This window comes from Clostridium sp. (genome assembly GCF_016650095.1).
Lineage (GTDB): Bacteria > Bacillota > Clostridia > Clostridiales > Clostridiaceae > Clostridium_AD.
The window spans coordinates 1-19,500 of record NZ_JAENWL010000022.1; the positions used below are offsets into that span (position 1 = coordinate 1).

Consider the following 19,500-nt stretch of genomic DNA (forward strand, 5'->3'; position numbering starts at 1 on the left):
AAAAATTTATATAGATAAATATGGGATTAATGCAAAAGATATTGCCCAAAAATCATTAGCTTTTGGGGAGCCAATAGACACCACGAAAAATATAGAGGATATAATTGATGTATCCAATATACATGGGTGGTTACAAGAGGAGATTAGCTTTGTTGAAACTAGAACAGCATTTATAATAACAGAAATGATTAAAGAGTATGGAGAAGAAGCACAGGTCATTGCTGGGGAATGCTTTATGCAGCAAGGAAAAATTCTTGGGGAAACTTACATCCCAAAAGAAAATCCAGAAAAACCAGAAGAAATATTTAATGCACTTAATAATTATTTATTAGAAGGTATGCCTTGTGATAGAGTGACAAGAATTATAAAATCAGAAAATAATATATTAGAATGGGAAACGACAAGTTGCATTCATAAAAAATATTGGGAAATGGTAAATGGGGATATAAATATATTTTATAATTTTAGACATGCATGGATTAAAGCATTTATTAAAAATTCTAATGAGGAATATACATATAATTTTATTAAAGGTTTAGAGTATGATGGTATAATTGGAGTGAATCAAATTATAAGAAAGTAAATATGCTTAGAGAAATAATAATTAATGGTTTTTACGCATTAATGCTTGTTATGCACCCATGAATAGGAGGAGATTTAATGGAACCTAAATATGCTGTACTTCAAAAAGTAAGAGATGGAAAAAGAACTTATGGTGTAACACCTCATATTCCAGGGGGATTTATAACTGCAAAACAGCTTTCAAAAATAGCTGAGGTGTCTGAAAAATATAAAGGAATATTAAAAATTACATCAGGGCAGAGAATTGCAATATTAGGGCTTAACGCTGAAGATGTTGCAAAAGTATGGGAAGAGTTAGACATGCACCCAGGTGTTAAATCTCTAAACTCAGTGAAAAATGTTCACATGTGTCCCGCAGCATTTTGCAAAAGAGCAAAGCAAAATTCCTTGAAAATCGGTATGACTTTAGATAAGAGGTACCACGGCATGGAGATGCCTTGTAGAACAAAAATTGGGGTAGCTGGTTGTAGAAATGCTTGCACTAGTGTTTATGCTAGAGATTTAGGGGTAATAGGTGACAAAGAGGGATATCTTATAGTTGCAGGTGGTAGTGGAGGGTTTAACCCTAGAGTAGCTGATATTATTATAGATAAATTAACAGAGGAACAGGTACTGCTTGTGGTTGATACTTTAATGGAATATTATAAAGCTAATGGGAATATGGGAGAAAAACTAGGGGATTTTATTCAGCGAGTAGGTCTAGAGAAATTCAAAGAGGATATTCTCAATAAATCCATTCAGTAAAAATAATTTTGTAAGAACAAAATAGCGTTAAGAATGTTTTTAAACATTTTTAGCGCTATTTCCTTTTGTGTCGTATAAAAAAATAAAAGTCGTCTCGATTTAGAAAACTTATATTGCAGTATGAAAATTATTTTGGCATTAAATGAGTATATAAGCAAATACATATGGATAGCATAATAGTAAAAAGGAGAGATGAAATTTGAGAATTATGAGGGGAAGAGAATTAGGAAACGGAGAATATGAAAAATTTAAAAGTGAATTAGATAGACATGTTAATATTGAAGGCATAGACAGTAAATTAGTAAATATACCCACAATAGTTACAGGTCTTAATGAGGATGGCACCATAAGGCAAGAAGTGGTTGAGCCCAACGCATATGAGATAATTGACCAAAATAAAAGGTTTGAAGATTAGAATTATTTTTATTTTGGTGTAAATTTACAACAAGATATCCCAGATGACTGCTTTACGAGTATGGAAGGCAAATTCAATGATTTGAAACCATAAAATTTACAACCTTTAGGGAATGCAGGATTCCAAGTAATATAGTAATACACACATTTATAACAAATTATCTTTTCATTAGCCATAAAAAACTCCTTTAAGAAATTATAAAGATATAAATTTAATAATAGCATATTTTAGCATATAAAAAAATAGATATAGTTTATTTTAAAACTTATATCTATTTCTAAATAATAAAATTAACTTAGGCATCTGAAAAAACAGACTAGAATATTAACTAGTCATTTTTTCAGATGCCTTAACCACCTAGGGTCACATCCTGTTCATTATACCAATTTAAAGCATTTGATAAGTGCTCGGGTTTAAAATCAGGCCAAAAGTCATCTATAACATAAAAGTCAGAATATATGGATTGCAAGGGAAGAAATCCACTAAGCCGACGTCTACCACCCCAACGAATAATTAAATCCACTCTAGAAATATCATTAGTTTTTATGCAATTAAATATATTACTTCTTTTGCTACTTTTGTTTTGAGCAAGATTACTTAGATCCCATTCCCAACCATAGTTTACGAGAAAGTTTAGCTTTATACCACCCTTTCCAAATGTTTTACGCGAGGTGTAAGGAAGTAGTTCTTTAGGAAACATAGGTGAGTCACTATTTCCAACTACTAATAAATCAGCATCCTGTGTACTTAAAAGCTTTACTGCGTCTACACAAGCGGTGACAAAAGCTTCTCTCTGCAAGGTTGGTCTTTTTGTATTATCAGTAGTAAATCCATAATAAGTTATTTCTTTTACACCCATTTCTTTGCAAATTTTATACAAAGACAAACCAGGGTCTAGTCCAAAGGTATATCCTTTATCTTTTGATAAACCATTATCTACAGACCATCTTCTATTTCCATCGGGAATTACTCCGATATGATTTGGAACTCTCATCTTATCACCCTTTTATTGTGAATTTTTATAACTTATAGATAATAGTATATCCATTGTTGCTAAATTAATCCATATAATTAATGAGATTTAAATCTTTTTCTGTAACCACACTTTCTACATAATTCTTCAACCGCTTCTCTCCTAGAAAAGCCATTAAAAATGTCGATAGCCCGAGGGCTTTCAATTATTTTAGAAAAATGAGTTTCATGAATATTACCTAGGTTAATTACACCTTCACCATCAAGGCAGCAGGGTACTACTGTTCCGTCTACTAATATGGCTACTTGATTCCTAAGTCCATAGCAAAAACCAGGGCTTGTATCTTCTGGGATGTTTAAAGCTGGCCACTGAAATTCATGATCTTGGTTTAAATATACTTTATCACAAATTTTAATACCTCTACCTGGAATTATTTCCTCTTCAATTTTATAGGGCAACTTGAATGCATTTTCAATTACTAAAAGCAAGTCGTGATTTTTCTTAACCTCAAGATTTGTTGCATTATCCATATCTAGATTCCATAATCTTAGAGAGAATAAAGTATCAGTTATATCTATAGCCTCCTTAACAAAGGAAATGATATTATTAATATAATCATCTTTATTAGAAGTATGTTCGTTACCATCAAAGCTATGTAAGGAAAAATTGATTTGTCTTAGCGAAGGCGCAAGAATTATTTTGTCCCTCACTTTGCTTATCAAAGTTCCATTGGTAGTTATATTAACCTTAAAACCTTTTTTATAGCTTAAATCCAAGAATTCATCTAATTTAGGATGTAAAAATGGTTCCCCTTTAACATGAAAATATATATAATCGGTATGCGGTTTTATTTGGTCTAATATTTTGCTAAAGGTTTCTATCTTCATAAATTCAGGGGCCCTAAGTGTTTGCGGGCAAAAACTGCAGGAAAGATTACATACATTTGTAATTTCTATATAAAATTTTTTAAATCTTTTCATTTGAGATACTCCAATCGTAACTAGAATTTAGGGGGTTTTAAATAGTGACATACTGATTTTATCATAACATCCATATAGATTGTAGCATATAAAAATCTCAACTATTATATATTTATTTTAATCACGCTCTTAATTTATAAATGAATAATAATTTACTATAAAGCTAAAAATATATTTAAGTTTCAAAAGGAGGAAAAATATATGGCGGTATTAGGAAATCCATTCGTTGCAAATGTACCAAGACAAATGTCAAATGAAGAGTTAGCGCAAGCAATTCGTGTTGATATTGCTGGTGAACTAGAGGCTATTATAGGTTATGAAGCACATGTAATGTCTACATCTCATGAAATAGTTAAAAAAATTTTAAATCACATTGCAGATGAAGAAAGAAGACACGTTGGGGAACTTCAAGAAATTTTATATATGTTATCTCCAAAAGACTCTCAATTTATGGAAGAGGGTAAACAGAAAATTAAAGATCAGCAATCTAGTAATTTTAAGCAACTAATGCAGTAATTTTCATTATTCAAACATTTAATAGCGATAATATTATCTTATATATTAATTATAGTTGTTATTTTGCCATCCTTCTGGGTGGCATTTTCAATTTTCCTTAAAAAGTTCGTGGCAACTTGACCTTGTCTTATAGCTCTTTAAAAATAGATTGTAAAACTCATTTACAACTTGGGAATTTTCAATTTCTCCATTAATCTTTAATACTTCTATTGCTGCTTCTATTGTGCATAAGTTACCGTCTTTCACGCCTCTTCTTAAATCATACTTAGACTGGAAATCTGGTACTAATGAAATAATTGGAACTTTTTCTAGATAGGCACTTCTCCTAAATATTTTTCGTGCCTCTTTCCATGTACCGTCTATTATAATAAATGCAGGTATTTTACCTGTGTTTTTATATTCGACTTTTCGGACCTCTGTTTCATAATTTTCTATAGGGAAAAGTAAGAATGGTTTATATATTTCATTATTTAAATTTGCTACTAATTTTTCAGGTATCTTTGTTCTTTCCCAAAGAAAAATCTCAGTTGAATTTGGATTAACTAGAGCTAATATTCTTGCAGTATTAGAAGGTCTGTAAAATTCTTTTTCTGTAGATAGAATCCAAATTTTTGCATCAGTCTTTATTTTAGGTGCTTTATCACAAATGCAATTTATAAGTGGTAACCCACACTTACTACATCTATCATTTAGACTTGTTATTTGTTTTATTTTGTAACTTGAATTCATAGTTCCTCCTAATTTATACGATAAAGTATTCTAAACTTTGGGAAAATATTAATAAATAACCATCTGGGTCCATAATTAAAAATTCCTTCTGTCCTTTATTTCATTATACTACCATAAAATGTTATTATCAACGTTATTAAAAGCATGAAATTCAATAGAATGCTATTCAATTACCAGTAAAAATTCTTAATTAATCATCCATATAGTATAATTTAAAACACCAGCGAAGGATACCCAAGCAATATACGGAATCATAAGATAAGCGGCTGGTTTATCAATTCTATAAAACTCAAAAGTGGTTAGAAGAATAAATACTAATAATAGAAGTAATTCTAAAAAAGCTATTGCATATAGTCTAAATCTGAAAAATATGATGGACCAAAGAAAATTAAGGAATAGCTGAATACCATATAGAACTAATGCTTTTCGTACACCTTCACCAGACTTACCTTTCATCCAAATCCTGTAGGCAGCTACAGCCATTAAAAAGAATAGTATGGTCCATACTACAGGGAAAACCCATCCAGGAGGTGAAAAGGAAGGTTTATTGAAATTTTCATAGGTATTTTGCGGGGTCATACTCAAAAAACCACTTAAAAATCCTATGCCTTGTGCGAGTAAAATACTAATAATAAGAGCGACAATGCTTTTTTTACCGTCTACCTTAAAAATATTAAACATATTTTATCCTCCTTTCTATGCTTACTTTTAACAGGCTTATTAGTAATAAAATAGTAATTTAAATGATATATTATATAATATATTTATTTAGAAGATATTTTATACCTATGAGGGTTTTGGTAATTGGTGAAGTGTAGTGCGATTGTTAGAGAAGCTAGTAATATAAAGAGAGCGTGCAGTTTAACATTATAAGTTAAACTGCACGCTCTCTTATTTTATTTTTTCCATCTTTTCAATTTATGAGTATTTCTTGTTAAAAATATTGCCAAAAATTTAGGGATTTTCATTTCTGCTAACTTTGTAGTTACTATTGCTCTCATTTCAAGGACAGTAATATTAGGCTGAGTAAATTTACCATTTTCATAACAGCGACTGCAATACATTTCACTTAATCTTCCGTCTGATTCCGTTCCGCCACCCTTTTCATCCTTACTCAAGGGCATACCACAACTTTGACAAGTGTCATATTTTTTTTTCATAACTCACACCCCATCTCCAGTATATAAATTAAACTTATAGTTACATTTTAACCTATAACTTGTAAATTGAATATATAAATCATTATATTTTTATTCGAACGATTTGAATGTATGAATAAATAGTTATCACGAATATAAGAAGTCATTTCCATATTAGAAGCTTAAATGATATTATATATATTATAGTAGAAATTTTACTAAAGACAAGCCTAATATTACAATTACAAATAATTTTTGAAATATAGTAAATACTAAAGAATAATTTAATAAAAAATTCGATTATAATAAAATACACAAAATAGTCATAAAATACTTTTATCTTGACATATAATATAAAAATATATATACTTTGACTATCAAACTATTTGAAAATCAAAGTAAAGGGAGCGGATAATTATGAAGTTACCTCCTTTAAAAATTGGAGAATTAATAGCAAATATTCCTATAATTCAAGGCGGTATGGGGGTAGGAGTATCTCTTTCGGGTCTTGCATCAGCTGTTGCAAATGAAGGCGGGATTGGTATAATATCTACTGCTCAGATTGGATATACTGAAGAAGACTTTGGAACAAATGCAAGGGAAGCAAATATAAGAGCATTAAAAAATGAAATCAGACGCGCTAGAGAATTAAGTCCTAAGGGTATTATCGGAATAAATATTATGGTAGCTATGAATACTTATGAAGAAATAGCAACAGCTGCGCTAGAAGAAGGTATAGATTTAATAATATCAGGTGCAGGACTTCCACTTAATTTACCTAAAATAGCTAAAGGATTTAATGCAAAGCTTGCACCTATAGTATCATCTGCAAAGGCAGCTACAGTTATATCAAAAATGTGGGATAGGAAAAATAATTGTGCCGCAGATTTAATTGTTGTTGAAGGCCCTGAAGCTGGTGGACACCTTGGGTTCTCTATGGAAGCATTAATAGAAAAGAAAGCCAAAGATCTAAAGGACTTAGTTAAAGAAGTTATTGAGGCAATTAAGCCTTTTGAAGAAAAGTATAATAAAAAAATCCCAGTGGTAGCTGCTGGCGGAATTTTTACTGGTGAAGATATTGCTGAGCTTATAAAGCTTGGTGCAGCGGGTGTACAGATGGCTACTAGATTTGTGGCTACTGAGGAATGTGATGCTAGTTTAGCTTTTAAAATGGCATATATTAATTCGAATAAGGAAGATATAAGGTTAGTACAGAGCCCTGTAGGCATGCCAGGGAGAGCAATTAACAATAAATTTATGAAGATAGTTTCCGAAAAGGGATGTAAAGTCGACAAATGCTATTTATGCATCAAGGAATGCAATCCAAAAACAACCCCTTATTGTATTACAGAAGCGTTAATACAAGCAGTAAAAGGTAATTTAGATGAGGGACTTATTTTTGTGGGAAGCAATGCCTACAAAGTGGATAAAATCGTGACAGTTAAAGAACTTATGAGTGAACTCGTGGAAGCGGCAGAACGAGTTTTTTAAATTTACAACAGACTCAAAATTTTCATATTTTGGTTGAAATATTGACAAATAACAGTTCCATAGATATACTTTGACTATCAAAGCATATGAAAATTATAGTATGGGAAATGGTGATAAATATGAACAAAGCTGTTGGTGTTATTAATGATCTTCTAGTAGAGACCTTTAGCGACATATTACAAATAGAGCAGAGGGCACTTAGAGAAGGGGTACTTAAGGACATATCTATAACAGAAATACATACCATTTATGCAATAGGCATGTATGAGTATAGAACTATGTCGGAAGTAGCCCAAGATCTTAAAATCACTTTAGGCACTCTTACTGCAGCTATTAACAAACTTTTAAAAAAAGGGTATGTAGATAGAAAAAGAGGAGAAGAGGATAGAAGATCAGTAATGATTACACTTACTAGAAAAGGAAAGCTAGCCTATAGAATACATGATAAATTCCATTCTCATATGGTACACGCAACTATAGATGGGTTAAACGCAGAAGAAGAAGAGGTACTAATAAAATCTCTTGAAAAATTAAATAATTTCTTCAAAGAAAATTATAAATTGTAAATTGTAAGGTTAATGAAAGGGGCAATTAAGCAATGAATGAGGTACAAATAATTGGTACGGGAAGTTATGCTCCGTTAAACATAATGACTAATCACCAACTATCAGAAATTGTAGATACTTCTGATGAATGGATAGTTTCTAGGACAGGTATAAAGGAGAGACATATATCACAAGGTGAAAACACTTCAGACTTAGCTACTAAAGCCGCCTTAGAAGCATTAAAGGATGCTAATGTTAAAGCAGAAGATATAGATCTGATAATTCTCGCAAGTACGTCACCAGATCAATTTGTTCCTGCTACTGCATGTATAGTTCAAGGGAACATTGGTGCTGATAATGCTATGGCATTTGATATATCAGCAGCCTGTACGGGGTTTATATTTGCCCTAAATATTGCGGTGCAATTTTTAAAAACTGGAAACCGCAAAAGAGCCTTAATAATTGGTGCTGAGGTACTATCTAAGATTGTTGATTGGACAGATAGAAGCACTTGTACACTCTTTGGAGATGGTGCAGGAGCAGCAGTAATTGAGGTAGGTAATAAAAGAGGAATTATTTCTGTGGATTCATGTTCAGAAGGTAAAAAGGCTCAATGTTTAACTTGTCCGACGGTGGATGTAAAAAACCCTTTTACAACTGGAAATGAAGATTTTAAAGCAACAATAAGTATGGATGGCAAAGAAATTTTTAAGTTTGCAGTAAATACTATTGAAAGTAGCATAGATAAAATTTTAAAAGAGAATAATTACACACTAGATGATATTAAGTATGTAGTTTGTCATCAAGCAAATGCTAGAATAATAGATTTTGTTGTTAAAAGATTGAAGGCTGACAAAGAGAAATTTTTTGTTAATTTAGATAGGTATGGAAATACTTCAGCAGCAAGTATAGCTATAGCAATAGATGAAATGAATAAGACGAATTTACTTACAGCTGGAGATAAAATTATACTTGTAGGCTTTGGCGGTGGATTAACCTACGGAGCTGCATTAATAGAATGGACAATTAGTAAATAAAATATTAGGAGGAATTAGTAATGGTATTTGAAAAAGTTAAAAATGTAATAGTTGAACAATTAGGTATAGATGAAGCAGAGGTAACAATGGAGGCAAATTTTGCAGATGATTTAGGTGTAGATTCTCTCGAAATATTTGAAATTGTAATGTCATTGGAAGAAGCATTTGAAATCGAAATACCAAATGAAGATATAGAAAACATTAAGGATGTAAAGGGAATTGTTAAATATATAGAAGCAAAACTAAAATAATAGGAATTACTGGGTTAGATGATTAGAGAGCTGAACTACTAAGTATATTAAAATTTAGTTTCCTTCAGTATGTTAAAAAGTATATATTACATGAGATATAGTTTGGTAATATATACTTTTTTTCTATAATTGTCTGACCCTAACTATATATTTTAAGGAATCAAGGAGGGATAACAATTAATAATTGTTATCTACTTGTTAGGAATGCAGGAGGGATAACAATTAATAATTGTTATCTACTTATTACGAATGCAGGAGGGTCAAAATGTTTAATTCCGTATTTTTTGAAGATTTAGGTGTGAAATATCCTATAATACAAGGTGGAATGGCTTGGGTTGCAGAAAGTAGCTTAGCATCTGCAGTTTCGAATGCAGGTGGATTAGGTATTATAGCAGCAGCAAATGCACCGACTGATTATATAAGAGATGAAATTAGGAAAGCAAAGAAGTTAACAGATAAACCTTTTGGAGTGAATATTATGCTCTTAAGTGAGAATGCAGAAGAAATTGCACATCTCGTATGTGAAGAGGGGGTTAAGGTTGTTACTACTGGGGCAGGGAATCCAGGTAAGTACATGGAACTTTGGAAGGCACATGGGATTAAAGTAATACCAGTTGTTGCGTCAGTGGCTCTTGCTAAGCGGATGGAGAGAGCGGGTGCAGATGCAGTTATTGCAGAAGGTTGTGAATCTGGAGGACATATTGGTGAACTTACAACTATGGCATTAGTGCCTCAGGTTGTTGATGGAGTTAATATACCAGTAATCGCCGCAGGTGGAATAGGCGATGGACGCGGCGTGGCAGCAGCATTTATGCTTGGAGTACAGGGAGTTCAAGTAGGAACAAGGTTTTTAGTGGCAAATGAATGTACTATACATGAAAATTACAAAAAGAAGATATTGGGAGCAAAGGATATAGATTCAGTGGTCACAGGGAGATCTACAGGTCACCCTATTAGGGTTTTAAAGAATAAGTTATCAAGACAGTTCCAAAAGCTTGAGAAGGAAAATGCTCCAGTAGAGGCATTAGAGGAACTCGGACGTGGATGTCTACCAAGAGCAGCAAAAGAAGGCAATATGGAGATGGGATCTGTTATGGCAGGACAAATTGCAGGACTTATAAAGAAAGAACAAAGTTGCATGTCAATTATAGAAGAAATGTTTACAGAGGCAGAGCAAGCTATTAAAAAATTTAAATAAATGAGATTATCTTAATTTGACATAAATGAAATTAATAACAGAATTGAAGGTTAAGAACAGCTGCTAAAATGATGATTAACTACACTGAAAGTGCGATTAAGGAGGGAAATTATGAGTAAAATTGCTTTTATTTTTCCCGGTCAGGGAGCCCAATATATTGGGATGGGCAAGGAATTATTTGAGAATATAGATGCATGTAAAAATATATTTAATATAGCAGATAAAGAGCTTAATTTTGAATTAAGTAAACTTTGTTTTGAGGGAACAGTTGAAGAGTTAAATATCACAGAGAATACTCAACCAGCTATTTTAACTACTAGTATAGCAGCGCTTATGGCGTTAAAAGAACATGGCATAAAATGTGATGTAACTGCAGGACTTAGTCTTGGAGAGTACTCAGCACTTGTTTGTAGTGGAGCTATGGAATTCAAAGACGCTGTTGCGCTTGTTAAAAAGCGTGGAAGATTCATGCAGGAGGCTGTGCCGGTAGGGATAGGAACTATGGCGGCTATAATAGGCCTTGCGGCTGATTTAGTTGAAGAAGCTTGTAGTGAGGCTAGCACTTCGGGGATAGTAGAGATTGCTAATTTAAATTGCCCAGGACAAATAGTAATTGCCGGGGAAATAGTGGCGGTAGAACTTGCTTGCGCATTGGCGGTAGAAAAAGGTGCAAAGAAAGCAGTGATTTTACCAGTAAGTGCACCATTCCATACTTCTATGTTAAAACCAGCAGCTGAGAAGTTGGAGATTGAACTTGAAAATATAGAGCTTAAAGATATTACTATTCCAGTAATGACAAATGTAAATGGTGATTATGTAAAGAGTAAGGATGATATAAAAGCTAATTTAAAACTTCAAGTTATGAGTTCTGTTTTATGGGAAACAATTATAAGAAATATGATAAAGGATGGTATTGATACTTTTGTAGAGATAGGTCCGGGTAAGGTATTACGTGGCTTTATTAAGAATATAGATAGAAAGCTTACAGTGGTAAATGTAGAAGACATGGCATCTTTAGCTAAAGCAGTAGAGCTTCTTAAACAGTAAAACGTTAAAGCAGTAGTGCTGATTAAATAGTAATGAACTATGAAAGATGTAAAGGAGAGCAAATTTATGTTGAAAGGCAAAACAGCAGTAGTTACAGGAGCTAGTCGTGGAATTGGAAGGGCTATAGCTATAAAACTTGCAAAACTTGGAGCAAATGTAGTTGTTAATTATAGAAATAGTGTTGATGCAGTGCAGGGCGTTGTTAAAGAAATAGAAGCGTTAGGAGTTAAAGTACTAGCGGTTCAGGCTGACATAAGTAGCTATAGTGATGTAGAGTATATGATGAAAAAATGTATTGAAGAATTCGGAAGTATAGATATTTTAGTTAATAATGCTGGTATAACAAAAGATGGCCTTTTAATGAGAATGAAGGAAGAAGACTTTGATAGTGTTATAAATATTAATCTGAAGGGTGCTTTTAATTGCACAAAGCATGTATCAGCCTTAATGCTTAAACAGCGACGTGGAAGAATAATAAACATATCCTCAGTGTCTGGGCTAACAGGAAATGCAGGCCAAGTGAATTATTCATCTGCAAAGGCAGGAATTATAGGCATGACAAAGTCTGTTGCTAGGGAATTTGCAAGTCGTGGAATCACTTGTAATGCAGTAGCCCCTGGATATATCCAAACAGATATGACGAGTGCACTGCCTGAGAAGGCGAAGGATGCTATAATGAGCACTATTCCCCTAAAGAGACTTGGAAAGCCAGAAGATGTGGCAAATGCAGTGGCATTTTTAGCCTCAGAGGAAGCTTCATACATAACAGGCCAAGTTATAAACGTTGATGGCGGAATGGTAATGTAATCTTATAAACAATTAATACAGAGCCCTTGGGTGATGAAGCATTTTTTGGTTATAATTAAAGGAGGGTTTACTTTATGAAAAATAGAGTTGTTATAACAGGCATGGGAGCAGTTACTCCTGTAGGAAATGATGTAAATAGTTTTTGGAACAATATAAAAGAAGGTACTTGTGGCATAGATGTAATTAAAGCTTTTGATATTACTAACTTCAAATGTAAACTGGGTGCAGAGGTCAAGGATTTTGATGTAACCGTAGCTCTGGACAAAAGAGAAGCTAGAAAAATGGATAAATATTGTCAATATGCAATGGTTGCAGCTGACGAAGCGGTTAAAAACTCAGGACTTGATTTAGAAGCTATAGATAGTGAAAAGTTGGCTGTAATAGTTGGTTCTGGAATAGGCGGAATAGGCACTATTGAGCAAGAACATACAAAACTTATGGAAAAGGGACCAAATAGAGTGACTCCATATTTAATACCTATGATAATAGGTAATATGGCAGCTGGAAACATTGCAATAAAGTATGGTGCTAAAGGTATGTGTTCTAGTGTAGTTACAGCTTGTGCTACAGGAACTAATGCAATAGGAGATGCTTTTCATTTGATTCAAGATGGAAGAGCAGACATAATAATAGCTGGAGGCGCAGAAGCTTCAATAACGCCACTTGCTTTAGCAGGGTTTGCGTCGCTAACAGCTTTAAGTAAAAGTGAAGATCCTTTAAGAGCATCGATTCCTTTTGATAAAGAGAGGGATGGGTTTATTATGGGAGATGGTGCAGGCATAGTTATACTTGAATCTTTAGAGCATGCTCAAAAGAGAAATGCAAAGATATATGCAGAGATGAAGGGTTATGGAGCAACTTGTGATGCCTATCATATAACTTCACCATCACCAGATGGAGAAGGAGCAGCAAGATCAATGCTAATGGCACTTAATGATGGAGATGTTAAGGCAGAAGAAGTATCTTACATCAATGCACATGGAACGAGCACTAAGGTCAATGATAAGTTTGAAACTGTAGCAATAAAGGCTGCGTTTGGAGAATATGCATACAAAATACCTATAAGTTCAACAAAGTCTATGACAGGACACTTGCTCGGAGCAGCAGGAGCTATAGAAGCTATAGTATGTGTAAAGGCCTTAGAAGAAGGGTTTATACCAGCAACTATAGGATATAAAGTGCCAGATGAAGATTGTGATTTAGATTGTGTTCCAAACCTAGGCAGAAAACAGGAACTTAAATATGCAATGTCAAATTCTTTGGGATTTGGTGGTCACAATGCTACTTTACTATTAAAAAAATGGGATGGTAAATAATTATGGATTATAAAAATATTGGAGAGCTAATAAAAACAGTTAGTGATTCTGAGCTTACTTCTTTTGAAATTGAGACAGAAGGAATTAGGATTAAGATGGAGAAAAAAGAGCAACAAGTGGTAGTAGAAAGAATACTTGAATCTACTGCACCTGTAGAGTCAGTTACTAATGATTCATTAACTAGAGAAAATACAGCTACAAACCAAGTGCCTGTAGAAAGAATTGATAACAATACAGTTAGCGCTATAGAAAATGAAGCGAAGGGAATAACCGCTGAAAATTTATTTGTAGTCAAATCACCAATTGTTGGAACTATGTATTCTTCTCCCAGCGACGAAGCACAGAATTTCGTAAAAGTTGGTTCAGTTATTAAAAAGGGAGACGTTCTTTGTATTTTAGAAGCTATGAAGCTTATGAATGAAATTGAAAGTGAAGTAGATGGAGAAATTGTAGAAGTATTAGTTTCAAATGAAGATATGGTAGAGTACGGACAGCCACTATTTAAAATACGTAAAAGTTAGTGGTGAAAGGTGGAAAAATTAATATGGAAAATATAAAAGGTACCACTTTGGATATAAAACAAATTCAAGAGATTATTCCTCATAGATATCCATTTTTATTCGTGGATAAAGTAGAGGAATTAGAGCCAGGCAAGAGAGCTGTTGGCTATAAGAATGTTACTATGAATGAGTATTTCTTTCAAGGTCATTTTCCAGAGGAGCCTGTACTTCCAGGAGTAATAATTATTGAGGCTTTAGCACAAGTTGGAGCGGTAGCACTTTTAAGTATGGAAGAATACAAAGGAAAAATTGCTTACTTTGGTGGTATTAATAAAGCAAAATTCAGAAAAAAGGTTGTTCCAGGAGATGTTCTAAAGCTTGAGGTGGAAGTAATCAAAATGAAAGGCCCTGTTGGAATTAGTAAGGCGGTAGCTACAGTAAATGGAGTAAAAGTAGCTGAAGCTGAATTTACGTTTGCAGTAGGTAAATAAACACTAAGAACACTTTAGCTAATAATTTCAAGTGTGGGGAAGGTAAATAATATGTTTAAGAAGATATTAATTGCTAATAGAGGCGAAATAGCGGTAAGAATAATTCGGGCGTGCAATGAAATGGGTATTCGAACTGTGGCAGTATATTCTGAGGCAGATAAAGAAGCCCTTCATATTCAAATGGCAGATGAGGCTGTGTGTATTGGACCTGCTAAATCTAAAGATAGTTATTTGAATATGCAAAATATCTTAAGCGCCACAGTGCTTACGGGTGCAGAGGCAATTCATCCAGGGTATGGTTTTTTATCTGAAAATAGTAAATTTGCACAGATGTGTGAGGAATGTAATATAAAATATATAGGGCCAAATTCACAAAATATTGATAACATGGGCAATAAGTTAAAGGCAAGAGAAATTATGATAAAGGCTGGAGTACCAGTAGTACCTGGATCTTGCGGAGCTGTTGAATCTGAAACAGATGCGTTAATGGAAGCTGAAAAAATAGGATACCCAGTAATGATAAAAGCTTCAGCAGGTGGCGGAGGGCGAGGTATAAGAGTTGTTAGCAAAGTAGAAGATCTTATATCAGCGTACAATACTGCAAGGGCTGAGGCTAAAACTAATTTTGGTGATGATACAATGTACATGGAAAAATTTATAGAAGAGCCAAGGCATATAGAGTTTCAAATACTTGCAGATGAGCATGAAAATGTTATTCATCTTGGTGAGAGGGACTGTTCTATTCAAAGGCGTAATCAGAAGTTAATAGAAGAGGCACCAGGGGCTGTAATGACAGAAGAACTTAGAAAACAGATGGGCGAGGTTGCAGTTAAAGCGGCTAGATCCATTAATTATAAAAATGCTGGAACTATAGAGTTTTTACTAGATAAGCATGGTAAATACTATTTTATGGAGATGAATACACGCATACAGGTGGAACATCCGATAACAGAAATGATAACTGGAGTAGATTTAATTAAAGCTCAGATAGAAATTGCTTCTGGTCAAGTGCTTCCTTATAAACAAGAGGACGTAAAAATTGAGGGGCATGCTATTGAATGTAGAATAAATGCAGAAAACCCTAGTAAAAATTTTATGCCAAGTCCAGGTGAAATAAAATCACTTCATCTTCCAGGGGGATATGGAGTAAGAATTGATAGTGCGGCATATCAAGGTTACAAAATTCCACCTACCTATGACTCCATGATAGGCAAACTTATTGTACACGGAAAAGATAGAAAAGAAGCGCTTTGTATAATGAGAAGGGCCCTCGGAGAGTTTATAATAGAAGGCGTGGATACTAATATAGACTTCCAATTTAAAATAGTAAATAATGAAAATTTTATAAGTGGAAACTTTGATACTAGTTTTATTAGTAAAGAATTTAAAGATATTTAAAAGTAGTTAAATTCATACTGGAATCTATTACCTAAAAGTTTTATACTGTAAGTGAGGGTATCTATTTTTGATGCTATAGATTATAGTATAGGTATGTTTTTAGAAAGGGGCAACTATATGTTTGAGTTTAACCGTATATTTAAAAAGAGCAAATATATTGAGGTTAGGAATTTAGAAAATGAAAATGGTGAGAAAAAACCTAATATACCTTCAGGAATGTGGGTTAAATGTGAAACTTGTGGTAAAATTCTTTATAGTAAGGATTTAGAAAGTAGTATAATGACCTGTGAAAATTGTAGAACTCACTTTAGAATTGGATCGAGAGAAAGAATAAATTACACTATAGATAAAGACACTTTTATAGAATACGATAAGAATATGATCTCAGATAATCCTATAGAATATGAAGGATATGAAGAAAAATTACAAATTTTACGTGATAAAACCTTATTAAATGAAGCGGTACTAACTGGAGAAGGAAAGATAAATGGACAGGATACTGTAATTGCAGTGATGGATAGTAATTTTATGATGGGAAGTATGGGCAGCGCTGTTGGAGAAAAAATTACAAGGGCAATTGAAAGAGCAACAGAAGCTAAAAAACCAATTATTATTTTTACAGCCTCAGGTGGAGCTAGGATGCAGGAAGGTATATTTTCACTAATGCAGATGGCTAAAACTAGTGCTGCGATTGCAAGGCATAATAAAAAAGGTGGCCTTTATATAACTGTTCTTACAGATCCAACTACAGGGGGAATTACAGCAAGTTTTGCTATGCTAGGAGATATAATCTTAGCAGAGCCTAATGCATTAATAGCGTTTGCAGGTAAAAGAGTTATCGAACAAACCATAAAAGAGCAATTACCTGAAGGTTTTCAAACAGCAGAATTCTTGCTCCAAAAGGGATTTATTGATAAGGTAGTGGATAGAAAAGCTATGAAAGACACTTTAACTGAAATATTAATAATTCATTCATAGCTACAAAAAAGATAAAAGTAACGATAGGGAGTGAGATTTTATGGTAACTTTGCCTTTTGAAAAGCATATGTATGAACTTAAAAGTAAAATAGATGAACTAAAGAATTTAGCTTTAGAACAAAATATGGATTTAGGAAAAGAAATAAGACAGCTTGAAATTAAGCTGTATAATATGCAAAAGGATGCCTATAAAAACTTAACTGCTTGGGACAAAGTAGGCATTGCAAGGCTGGTGGAACGCCCTACTGCTCTTGATTATATAAATCGAATTTTTGATTCGTTTATGGAACTACATGGTGACAGGTATTATGGAGATGATTTTGCTATTGTGGGCGGAATTGCACAAATTAATGGTATTTCTGTAACAGTTATAGCCCAGCAAAAGGGGAATAACACCAAGGAAAATATAAAGAGAAACTTTGGTATGCCTAGTCCTGAGGGATATAGAAAAGCTTTAAGACTTATGAAACAAGCGGAAAAGTTTAATAGGCCGGTTATTTGTCTTGTAGATACTCCGGGGGCATATTGCGGACTTGGTGCAGAAGAAAGAGGTCAAGGCGAGGCAATTGCTAGAAATCTTATGGAAATGTCAACTTTAAAAACACCAGTAATATCAATAGTTATAGGAGAAGGTGGAAGTGGTGGAGCACTAGCTATGGCTGTAGCAGATGAGGTTTGGATGTTAGAACATGCGATTTATTCTATTTTATCACCTGAGGGTTTTGCTAGTATATTATTTAAAGATGCAAGTCGTGCTAAAGAAGCAGCTAATACAATGAAAATAACAGCTCAAGATTTAATTAATTTTGGAATTATAGATAGAATTATAAAAGAACCCCTAGGGGGAGCACATACTAATGTAGATGAGATGGCAGCAAGGATTAAACGTAATCTAGAAGAGTCAATTAATAGATTAATAAGTGAACCTATAGAATCATTACTTACTAAGAGATATTATAAATTTAGAAAGATTGGCAAGGTAATAGAATAAATAAAAAATTTATAGAATAATTTTTATTTTGGCGTGTTTAAGAAAAGTATATATACTTTTCTTTTTTTTTTGGTATTGAAGTGTATGTATAAATCATACATAATAGAAGGTAGGAAAATATTTAAGAGAATGACAAAGGGGAATTAAGTTATGAGTAAAACACATAGTGAGACAATTTTAGTAATAGATTCGGGATGCGATTTACCTTTAGACTATATTGAACAAGACAATATAGTACCCTTAGGCTTAATATGTAATTTTAAAGGTGAAGCAATAGAAGATGAATTTGGGAAAAATTTTATTCGTAAGGATTTTTATGATGCTTTAAGGCAGGGAGAGATGCCCACTACGTCACAGATAAATAGTCAAAGATATGAAGAAATTTTTAGAAAGTATGCGATGGAACAAAAATCTATTATATATATTGCCATGTCTTCTGCATTAACAGGAACAATAAATAGTGCAAATATAGCAAGAGAAACGATACTTGAGGAGATTCCAGAGGCAGATATAAGTATTGTTGATAGCAAATGCGCAAGCCTAGGACAGGGACTTTTAGTTTATTATGCTTATGAAATGTTAAAAAAAGGAGCTTCTAAAAAAGAGATTGTCACCTGGCTTGAGGGAAATAAACTTAAGATTAACCATTGGTTTACAGTAAATGATTTAAATCATTTAAAAAGGGGGGGGAGAATATCTAGTTCTGCTGCAGCTGTTGGTACATTATTAAATATTAAACCTGTTTTGTTTGTGGACGATGAAGGACGACTTACTCCATTTTCTAGGTGTAGAGGTAGAAAAAAGGCAATAAACACATTAGTCCAAAAATTTAGGGAAAGAACTGATCCTAGTAAAGAGCAAGTTATCGCAATAGGTCACGGGGATTGTCTTGAAGAGGCATTAGCTTTAGAGGCTTTAGTTAGAGAGCATGGGAATGTTAAAGATGTCATCTTAAATTATGTAGGTACAGCCATAGGGTCTCATACAGGACCAGAAATATTAGGATTATATTTTATAGCTGAGAAAAGATAAGAGTTGAATTATATTAAGGGCAATAAAATCGCAATTATAATTTCGTGTAAAGGTAAAAGGGAGATGTCGTGGGACACCTCCCTTAAAACTATTCTGTTTCTTTTCCTAATTTCTTAGATTCTTTAGAAACTCCTATTTCATTTGCGGTTTCCATTTTCATCTTATCTAATTCCTTGCCTGTTTTTTGTCCGGCCTTCTTATTATCTTTACTGTTTTTGTTATTTTTATGTGACATTGTATAAACCTCCTTATAATTAAGAGTACAAAGCAATTACTAATTGCTTACCCCTTGATATTTTACATTTCAATATTAATATAACCAAATTTGTTAAATATATGC

The 19,500-nt window shown here is 33.2% G+C and carries 24 protein-coding genes; 18 read left to right on the top strand and 6 right to left on the bottom strand.

The features are described 5' to 3' along the window. From JJE11_RS02765 to JJE11_RS02775, 3 genes are all read left to right on the top strand, one after another. The coding region (locus tag JJE11_RS02765) for a hypothetical protein (RefSeq protein ID WP_291632723.1) at positions 1 to 583 on the top strand (583 nt) is incomplete at its 5' end. A 77-nt stretch (positions 584 to 660) separates the two neighbouring features. Next, a complete protein-coding gene (locus tag JJE11_RS02770; RefSeq protein WP_291632724.1) occupies positions 661 to 1,326 on the top strand; it encodes an NAD(P)/FAD-dependent oxidoreductase in 666 nt (221 codons plus the stop codon). A 199-nt stretch (positions 1,327 to 1,525) separates the two neighbouring features. Next, positions 1,526 to 1,741, top strand: a complete 216-nt coding sequence (locus JJE11_RS02775) for a hypothetical protein (protein WP_291632725.1) — start codon at positions 1,526 to 1,528, stop codon at positions 1,739 to 1,741. 349 nt (positions 1,742 to 2,090) lie between these two features. On the opposite strand, the gene JJE11_RS02780 is transcribed toward JJE11_RS02775, so the two are convergent. Continuing rightward, on the bottom strand, positions 2,091 to 2,735 hold the full coding sequence (locus JJE11_RS02780; RefSeq protein ID WP_291632726.1) for an undecaprenyl diphosphate synthase family protein: 645 nt from the start codon (positions 2,733 to 2,735) through the stop codon (positions 2,091 to 2,093). Between the two features lie 77 nt (positions 2,736 to 2,812). After that, a complete protein-coding gene (locus JJE11_RS02785; protein ID WP_291632727.1) occupies positions 2,813 to 3,694 on the bottom strand; it encodes a radical SAM/SPASM domain-containing protein in 882 nt (293 codons plus the stop codon). A gap of 201 nt (positions 3,695 to 3,895) precedes the next feature. Here JJE11_RS02785 and JJE11_RS02790 point away from each other — a divergent pair, with 201 nt between their 5' ends. After that, positions 3,896 to 4,210: a demethoxyubiquinone hydroxylase family protein gene (locus tag JJE11_RS02790; RefSeq protein WP_291632728.1), complete on the top strand. Its 315-nt coding sequence runs from the start codon at positions 3,896 to 3,898 to the stop codon at positions 4,208 to 4,210. Positions 4,211 to 4,297: 87 nt separating this feature from the next. Here the strand turns inward: JJE11_RS02790 and JJE11_RS02795 are convergent, their stop codons facing one another. The 3 genes from JJE11_RS02795 to JJE11_RS02805 all read right to left on the bottom strand — a co-directional run bounded on the left by JJE11_RS02795 (position 4,298) and on the right by JJE11_RS02805 (position 6,099). Further along, a complete protein-coding gene (locus JJE11_RS02795) occupies positions 4,298 to 4,939 on the bottom strand; it encodes a tRNA-uridine aminocarboxypropyltransferase (RefSeq protein ID WP_291632729.1) in 642 nt (213 codons plus the stop codon). Positions 4,940 to 5,125: 186 nt separating this feature from the next. After that, positions 5,126 to 5,620, bottom strand: coding sequence for a TspO/MBR family protein (locus JJE11_RS02800; RefSeq protein ID WP_291632730.1), 495 nt, complete (start codon positions 5,618 to 5,620; stop codon positions 5,126 to 5,128). Positions 5,621 to 5,835: 215 nt separating this feature from the next. Next, a complete protein-coding gene (locus JJE11_RS02805; RefSeq protein ID WP_291632731.1) occupies positions 5,836 to 6,099 on the bottom strand; it encodes a zinc ribbon domain-containing protein in 264 nt (87 codons plus the stop codon). Between the two features lie 396 nt (positions 6,100 to 6,495). On the opposite strand from JJE11_RS02805, the gene JJE11_RS02810 reads away from it, so the two are divergent. The 14 genes from JJE11_RS02810 (at position 6,496) to JJE11_RS02875 (ending at position 19,160) form a co-directional block, all read left to right on the top strand. Next, complete coding sequence (locus tag JJE11_RS02810; protein WP_291632732.1) at positions 6,496 to 7,569, top strand: nitronate monooxygenase family protein; 1,074 nt, start codon at positions 6,496 to 6,498, stop codon at positions 7,567 to 7,569. Between the two features lie 119 nt (positions 7,570 to 7,688). Then, the gene (locus JJE11_RS02815; RefSeq protein WP_291632746.1) at positions 7,689 to 8,135 is read left to right on the top strand and encodes a MarR family transcriptional regulator; all 447 of its coding nucleotides are present in this window, start codon (positions 7,689 to 7,691) and stop codon (positions 8,133 to 8,135) included. Between the two features lie 32 nt (positions 8,136 to 8,167). Then, positions 8,168 to 9,151, top strand: a complete 984-nt coding sequence (locus JJE11_RS02820; RefSeq protein WP_291632733.1) for a beta-ketoacyl-ACP synthase III — start codon at positions 8,168 to 8,170, stop codon at positions 9,149 to 9,151. 20 nt (positions 9,152 to 9,171) lie between these two features. Continuing rightward, positions 9,172 to 9,402, top strand: a complete 231-nt coding sequence (gene acpP / locus JJE11_RS02825; RefSeq protein WP_291632734.1) for an acyl carrier protein — start codon at positions 9,172 to 9,174, stop codon at positions 9,400 to 9,402. 265 nt (positions 9,403 to 9,667) lie between these two features. Continuing rightward, positions 9,668 to 10,600: an enoyl-[acyl-carrier-protein] reductase FabK gene (fabK, locus tag JJE11_RS02830; protein ID WP_291632735.1), complete on the top strand. Its 933-nt coding sequence runs from the start codon at positions 9,668 to 9,670 to the stop codon at positions 10,598 to 10,600. Positions 10,601 to 10,711: 111 nt separating this feature from the next. Further along, positions 10,712 to 11,647: an ACP S-malonyltransferase gene (fabD, locus tag JJE11_RS02835; protein WP_291632736.1), complete on the top strand. Its 936-nt coding sequence runs from the start codon at positions 10,712 to 10,714 to the stop codon at positions 11,645 to 11,647. Between the two features lie 66 nt (positions 11,648 to 11,713). Then, positions 11,714 to 12,454, top strand: a complete 741-nt coding sequence (gene fabG, locus JJE11_RS02840) for a 3-oxoacyl-[acyl-carrier-protein] reductase (protein ID WP_291632737.1) — start codon at positions 11,714 to 11,716, stop codon at positions 12,452 to 12,454. 74 nt (positions 12,455 to 12,528) lie between these two features. Then, on the top strand, positions 12,529 to 13,770 hold the full coding sequence (gene fabF / locus JJE11_RS02845) for a beta-ketoacyl-ACP synthase II (protein ID WP_291632738.1): 1,242 nt from the start codon (positions 12,529 to 12,531) through the stop codon (positions 13,768 to 13,770). 2 nt (positions 13,771 to 13,772) lie between these two features. After that, entirely contained in the window at positions 13,773 to 14,291 is a 519-nt protein-coding gene (gene accB / locus JJE11_RS02850; RefSeq protein WP_291632739.1) for an acetyl-CoA carboxylase biotin carboxyl carrier protein, read from the top strand. Between the two features lie 23 nt (positions 14,292 to 14,314). Then, complete coding sequence (gene fabZ, locus JJE11_RS02855; RefSeq protein WP_291632740.1) at positions 14,315 to 14,761, top strand: 3-hydroxyacyl-ACP dehydratase FabZ; 447 nt, start codon at positions 14,315 to 14,317, stop codon at positions 14,759 to 14,761. 51 nt (positions 14,762 to 14,812) lie between these two features. Next, complete coding sequence (locus tag JJE11_RS02860) at positions 14,813 to 16,159, top strand: acetyl-CoA carboxylase biotin carboxylase subunit (protein ID WP_291632741.1); 1,347 nt, start codon at positions 14,813 to 14,815, stop codon at positions 16,157 to 16,159. Positions 16,160 to 16,276: 117 nt separating this feature from the next. Further along, positions 16,277 to 17,137: an acetyl-CoA carboxylase, carboxyltransferase subunit beta gene (gene accD, locus JJE11_RS02865; protein ID WP_291632742.1), complete on the top strand. Its 861-nt coding sequence runs from the start codon at positions 16,277 to 16,279 to the stop codon at positions 17,135 to 17,137. 40 nt (positions 17,138 to 17,177) lie between these two features. After that, complete coding sequence (locus tag JJE11_RS02870) at positions 17,178 to 18,128, top strand: acetyl-CoA carboxylase carboxyltransferase subunit alpha (protein ID WP_291632743.1); 951 nt, start codon at positions 17,178 to 17,180, stop codon at positions 18,126 to 18,128. A 150-nt stretch (positions 18,129 to 18,278) separates the two neighbouring features. Beyond that, complete coding sequence (locus JJE11_RS02875) at positions 18,279 to 19,160, top strand: DegV family protein (protein WP_291632744.1); 882 nt, start codon at positions 18,279 to 18,281, stop codon at positions 19,158 to 19,160. A gap of 88 nt (positions 19,161 to 19,248) precedes the next feature. Here the strand turns inward: JJE11_RS02875 and JJE11_RS02880 are convergent, their stop codons facing one another. Then, positions 19,249 to 19,395: a small, acid-soluble spore protein, alpha/beta type gene (locus tag JJE11_RS02880; RefSeq protein ID WP_291632745.1), complete on the bottom strand. Its 147-nt coding sequence runs from the start codon at positions 19,393 to 19,395 to the stop codon at positions 19,249 to 19,251. Between the last annotated feature and the right edge of the window lie 105 nt (positions 19,396 to 19,500).

Bases quoted from the DNA above. Each gene is read 5' to 3' on its own strand.
- JJE11_RS02870 (WP_291632743.1), top strand. From the start codon at position 17,178: ATGGTAACTTTGCCTTTTGAAAAGCATATGTATGAACTTAAAAGTAAA.
- JJE11_RS02770 (WP_291632724.1), top strand. From the start codon at position 661: ATGGAACCTAAATATGCTGTACTTCAAAAAGTAAGAGATGGAAAAAGA.
- JJE11_RS02790 (WP_291632728.1), top strand. From the start codon at position 3,896: ATGGCGGTATTAGGAAATCCATTCGTTGCAAATGTACCAAGACAAATG.
- fabG (WP_291632737.1), top strand. From the start codon at position 11,714: ATGTTGAAAGGCAAAACAGCAGTAGTTACAGGAGCTAGTCGTGGAATT.
- fabD (WP_291632736.1), top strand. From the start codon at position 10,712: ATGAGTAAAATTGCTTTTATTTTTCCCGGTCAGGGAGCCCAATATATT.
- JJE11_RS02785 (WP_291632727.1), bottom strand. From the start codon at position 3,694: ATGAAAAGATTTAAAAAATTTTATATAGAAATTACAAATGTATGTAAT.
- JJE11_RS02810 (WP_291632732.1), top strand. From the start codon at position 6,496: ATGAAGTTACCTCCTTTAAAAATTGGAGAATTAATAGCAAATATTCCT.
- JJE11_RS02805 (WP_291632731.1), bottom strand. From the start codon at position 6,099: ATGAAAAAAAAATATGACACTTGTCAAAGTTGTGGTATGCCCTTGAGT.
- fabZ (WP_291632740.1), top strand. From the start codon at position 14,315: ATGGAAAATATAAAAGGTACCACTTTGGATATAAAACAAATTCAAGAG.
- JJE11_RS02820 (WP_291632733.1), top strand. From the start codon at position 8,168: ATGAATGAGGTACAAATAATTGGTACGGGAAGTTATGCTCCGTTAAAC.
- JJE11_RS02875 (WP_291632744.1), top strand. From the start codon at position 18,279: ATGAGTAAAACACATAGTGAGACAATTTTAGTAATAGATTCGGGATGC.
- JJE11_RS02795 (WP_291632729.1), bottom strand. From the start codon at position 4,939: ATGAATTCAAGTTACAAAATAAAACAAATAACAAGTCTAAATGATAGA.
- JJE11_RS02800 (WP_291632730.1), bottom strand. From the start codon at position 5,620: ATGTTTAATATTTTTAAGGTAGACGGTAAAAAAAGCATTGTCGCTCTT.
- fabF (WP_291632738.1), top strand. From the start codon at position 12,529: ATGAAAAATAGAGTTGTTATAACAGGCATGGGAGCAGTTACTCCTGTA.
- JJE11_RS02780 (WP_291632726.1), bottom strand. From the start codon at position 2,735: ATGAGAGTTCCAAATCATATCGGAGTAATTCCCGATGGAAATAGAAGA.
- acpP (WP_291632734.1), top strand. From the start codon at position 9,172: ATGGTATTTGAAAAAGTTAAAAATGTAATAGTTGAACAATTAGGTATA.
- JJE11_RS02815 (WP_291632746.1), top strand. From the start codon at position 7,689: ATGAACAAAGCTGTTGGTGTTATTAATGATCTTCTAGTAGAGACCTTT.
- accB (WP_291632739.1), top strand. From the start codon at position 13,773: ATGGATTATAAAAATATTGGAGAGCTAATAAAAACAGTTAGTGATTCT.
- accD (WP_291632742.1), top strand. From the start codon at position 16,277: ATGTTTGAGTTTAACCGTATATTTAAAAAGAGCAAATATATTGAGGTT.
- JJE11_RS02860 (WP_291632741.1), top strand. From the start codon at position 14,813: ATGTTTAAGAAGATATTAATTGCTAATAGAGGCGAAATAGCGGTAAGA.
- fabK (WP_291632735.1), top strand. From the start codon at position 9,668: ATGTTTAATTCCGTATTTTTTGAAGATTTAGGTGTGAAATATCCTATA.
- JJE11_RS02880 (WP_291632745.1), bottom strand. From the start codon at position 19,395: ATGTCACATAAAAATAACAAAAACAGTAAAGATAATAAGAAGGCCGGA.